This is a genomic window from Aminobacter sp. P4_D5, assembly GCF_056401815.1.
This window is the reverse complement of sequence record NZ_JBFUIP010000294.1, coordinates 1-4,021: the sequence shown is the minus strand read 5'-3', so window position 1 is coordinate 4,021 and position 4,021 is coordinate 1. Positions and strand designations below refer to the sequence as shown.

Sequence of the window (4,021 nt, the reverse complement as noted above, 5' to 3'; positions counted from 1 at the left end):
GGAGATGACAGGCAAGGCCGGCTCCGAGGCCGACAGGCGCGCGACCGCGTGGCTCGGCAAGATGGGCCTTGCCGACTTCGCCAACGCTTATCCGCCGGCGCTCTCAGGGGGCATGCTGCAGCGCGTCGCCATCGCTCGGGCCATGGCGGTCGAGCCCGAAATCCTTTTGATGGACGAACCTTTCGCCGCGCTTGATGCCCAGCATCGCCGTATTCTGCAGGATGAGTTGCTGACGCTCTGGCAAGAGGACAGGCGCACGGTCGTCTTCGTCACCCACAGCCTCRAAGAAGCGCTGCTGCTGGGCGACAGGGTCGTGGTGATGTCGGCGCGGCCGGGACGCATCATCGCTGAATTCGAGGTGCCGTTCGTGCGACCGCGCGCGCCGGAAATCCGAGGTGAGCCGATGTTCGCCAAGCTCGAACAGGAAATCTGGAACCTGCTGCGAGAGCAGGTTGGCAAGCACGCTGCCTGAATCAAGATCGAAGTGGAGGAGGCGACCAGCATGGAAAAGATCATCGCTATCAGACCGGGCGAAGCCGAGCGCGACCCGCGCGGTTACGCACGCCGGGCGCAAAGGCAGGAAAAGGTGCTGGCGATGGCCACGCCTGTCGTGTTCTTCATCCTCTGGGAAATCTGTGCCCGCGCCGGTCTTCTCGACACCCGCTTTTTCCCCGCACCAAGCGCCATCTTCATGTCAGCGGTCGAAATGTTTCAGACAGGGATGCTACAGAGGGATGTCCTTGCCAGCGCCCTTCGCGTGCTCGCTGGCTTCGCTATCGGCGTCATCACCGGGCTGGGCGCCGCACTGTTGCTCGGCCTGTCGCGGCTGACGCGCGCCGCACTGGAGCCATTCCTCACCGCGCTCTATACGGTGCCAAAACTTGCACTGCTGCCGTTGCTCCTCCTGATCTTCGGTCTTGGCGAACTACCGGGCGTGCTGCTCGTCGGGATGACAGTGTTTTTCCTGGTCTGGATCCAGTGCATGGAGGCGGTGCTCGCCATCCCCGAGAACTACCACGAGGCGRCTCGTTCGTTCGGCGCTAAGGGCTGGAACATGTTCCGCCACGTCACCTGGCCCGCGCTTCTGCCACAGCTGTTCATTTCCATGCGCATCGCCATCGGCACGGCGGTGCTGGTTATCGTCGGCGTCGAGTTTGTCCAGGCAAGCCAGGGCATAGGCTACCGCATTTGGCATTCGTGGTCGCTGTTCCAGGCCAACCGCATGTATGTCGGCATCTGCACTGTGGCGTTGATGGGCTTCCTGTTCAGCTCGCTCGTGCGCTGGTTGGGGCGGTTGATGCTGCCCTGGACGGCATCCGGTTCGAGAAGCCGGAGCCAGTAGGCCGATGCTGAACTGATCAGCGTCAGCTCTGTACATAGAAGCGCAGGCAATCAAGTGCCTGCGCCGCAGTTGCGCTACGACGCTATCGAGAGCTTCCGCTTAGGCGCCGACCTTGTGCAGCGCGCGCCCGCTGTACACGGTACCTTCGGCTTGCCCTTGTGATCCCCGGCGGACCGCCACACGATCGAGTTGCCAACTGGGGTTCCAACCTGTCCCAGATCCAGCGCGCTACGTTCTCAAGCGAAGGCACCGCAAGCCCTTCGATGTCATTGAGGTAGGTGTGGTCGATGGTCTTGCGGACGACCTCTATCTGCTTTTCCAGCTCATAGAGATTGGCAGGGGCTTGTCACATAAACCAAGTATCAGGACTTGCGGTATAGACGCGGAGGTATGACCACGGCCGTCAGCTACAAGCGCCATCGTTTCCCACCCCAGATTATCGCGCACGCGGTCTGGCTCTATTTCCGGTTCCCATTGAGCCTGCGCCTGGTCGAAGAATTGCTGCTGGAGCGTGGGATCGTTGTCTCCTACGAAACGATCCGCCGATGGGCAAAGAAGTTCGGGGCCGGACTACGCTAGCAGACTGCGTCGCAAGCAGGCGCGCCGCGATGATATCTGGCAYTTGGACGAAGTCGTCGTCACCATAGCCGGCCGCAATCACTGGCTGTGGCGGGCTGTCGATCAGGACGGATACGTGCTCGACGAGATCGTTCAGAACCGGCGTAATACCAAAGCCGCCAAGCGATTGCTGACTCGGCTGTTGAAGAAGCAGGGGATGGCGCCAAAGCGGATGATCACAGACAAGCTACGTTCTTAAGGAGCGGCAAAGCGCCAGATCATGCCGAACGTCGAACACCGCTCCCACAAAGGCTTGAACAATCGGGCCGAGAATTCCCATGTACCGCTGCGCAAACGAGAGCGGGTGATGCAAGGATTTCGATCATCGGGAGGCCTTCAGCGCTTCGTCTCGATCTTCTCAACCCTCAGAAATCTCTTTGTTCCGCCCAAATCTAAACGATCCGCATTTCAGATCCACCTTCACCGCCTCAATGCCATGGCCGAATGGAAAGCCGTGGCTGGTTCGCTCGTCTAGATTCAGCCGCTGCCGTATTCCTTCGACCAGTGTCACACAATGTGACAAGCCAGTCGAAACACTTTCTACTGGCTTAAATAGGTTCAAAGAGTTTTGCGAATTCGGACAGGATGACGAAGAGGCCGCCTCCTGCCTTGCAATCTTTCAAATCGAAGGTCTGGATCGCACCCGATGGTGCAGGCAATATTAAGCCGTCTGGCACCCACCTTGTCGCCTGGCACGCGGCACGTCATTCTCAATCGGAAGCGTCTCGAAAGCGGTCATGTATAGGCTTCTGGAACGCCATGACATGGTCTCTCAGCCAAGTCTGCCGCAAAAGTGCACTAGGGCACTCGCGGTAGATCAGCTATCTTTTCTCTCCACGAAACGATCGTAGCGATCAAACAGCGGGTTTCGGTGGCCACTTACCAGTTCGTTCTGGTCATCGAACTCGAACAGCGAACGAGAGTATCGCACAATTGGCGCAACGCGTGGAATGCGTTCTTGTTCGTATGCAAGAAGCGCCGTTTCGACATCTTCGTGTGCGTCAAGCGCGAACCCAAGCGCCTGGATGTCCTCCAGTGCTTGATTTGCTCCTTGCGCCATCCCCGGAAGCATCGGATGGGCAGCATCGCCCGCCAGCGCGACGCGTCCCCTGGACCAGTGGGAAAGAGGCTGTACAAAATCCTGGAGATCGCTCCGGATAATAGTGGACCGGTCCGTCGCGCTAACAAGTCCCGGAACCGGACTGCCTTTCCAGCCGCTGAAGTGCGCCGCGACAACGTCAGGATCCTGGGTTACCCCATCTGCGGCTGCAAACCAGTATGCGCGTCCCTTTCCAATCGGAAGGTAGCCGAAATGGCCATCGTTGCCCCAGACTTCGGCCTCAGAGAGGGGATCGACGTCGACATCAGCGAGATCGAAAAGACCCCGCCAGCGCACGAGTCCATCTGAGCTAAATTTCTGCGGGCCGAACACGGACGTGCGTACAATAGAATTGATCCCATCAGCTCCGACCAGGAGCTCCCCTTCCGCCATTTCACCGTTGGCGAACCGGCAAACGACCGTATCGCCCTGATCGACGCTGACGACTTGTCGGCCAAGGCGAATACGATCCGGGCCGAGCGCTTCAATGAGCATTCTGCTGAGATCCCGCCGGTAAACTCCCGACAATGGCGCGCCGTAACGCTCGTGCCAGTCCCTCAGATCATCAACAGCTATGATTTCTCCGCTCGACGAGAAGGTTCGATAATACTCCAGGTTAGACGCAATTTCAGCGTAACGCTGCCCCAGCCCCAGCGCCTTCAACACGCGCCCGCCGTTTGGCCAGAGATTTAGTCCCGCGCCTGCCGTACGCAGTTCGCTGTCCCTCTCGAAGACAGTGACATCCCACCCCATCCGGGCAAGACATATCCCTGCAGACAGTCCACTGATGCCTGCTCCGCACACAAGCGCACGCTTCGTCATGAAATGGGTTCCTCGATCGCTTTTCCGCACTAGGGACGGCTATAGAATACCGCCGACAGGACCGCGAGCAGTTTGAGTTTCAGTATATCGAGACATGGACGCTCCCTGTATCCCCCCGAGAGGTTGCGTGCGCTGACAGC

The 4,021-nt window shown here is 59.2% G+C and carries 4 protein-coding genes and 1 pseudogene; 3 read left to right on the top strand and 2 right to left on the bottom strand.

The features are described from left to right. Both AC1DWF_RS30775 and AC1DWF_RS30770 read left to right on the top strand, forming a co-directional pair. A partial coding sequence (locus tag AC1DWF_RS30775; RefSeq protein WP_476842467.1) for an ABC transporter ATP-binding protein occupies window positions 1-472 on the top strand: 472 nt, incomplete at its 5' end. Window positions 473-502: 30 nt separating this feature from the next. Continuing rightward, window positions 503-1,342, top strand: coding sequence for an ABC transporter permease (locus AC1DWF_RS30770; protein WP_476842466.1), 840 nt, complete (start codon window positions 503-505; stop codon window positions 1,340-1,342). Between the two features lie 82 nt (window positions 1,343-1,424). On the opposite strand, the gene AC1DWF_RS30765 is transcribed toward AC1DWF_RS30770, so the two are convergent. After that, window positions 1,425-1,631: a 6-pyruvoyl trahydropterin synthase family protein gene (locus AC1DWF_RS30765; RefSeq protein WP_476804509.1), complete on the bottom strand. Its 207-nt coding sequence runs from the start codon at window positions 1,629-1,631 to the stop codon at window positions 1,425-1,427. Window positions 1,632-1,732: 101 nt separating this feature from the next. Between AC1DWF_RS30765 and AC1DWF_RS30760 the strand changes: the two are divergent. After that, window positions 1,733-2,435, top strand: a pseudogene (locus AC1DWF_RS30760) (IS6 family transposase). A gap of 342 nt (window positions 2,436-2,777) precedes the next feature. On the opposite strand, the gene AC1DWF_RS30755 reads toward AC1DWF_RS30760, so the two are convergent. Further along, the gene (locus AC1DWF_RS30755) at window positions 2,778-3,881 is read right to left on the bottom strand and encodes an FAD-dependent oxidoreductase (protein WP_476786690.1); all 1,104 of its coding nucleotides are present in this window, start codon (window positions 3,879-3,881) and stop codon (window positions 2,778-2,780) included. Between the last annotated feature and the right edge of the window lie 140 nt (window positions 3,882-4,021).

What these genes read in the sequence shown, in the direction of transcription:
- AC1DWF_RS30755 (WP_476786690.1), bottom strand. Translation starts at nt 3,881, where the DNA reads ATGACGAAGCGTGCGCTTGTGTGCGGAGCAGGCATCAGTGGACTGTCT.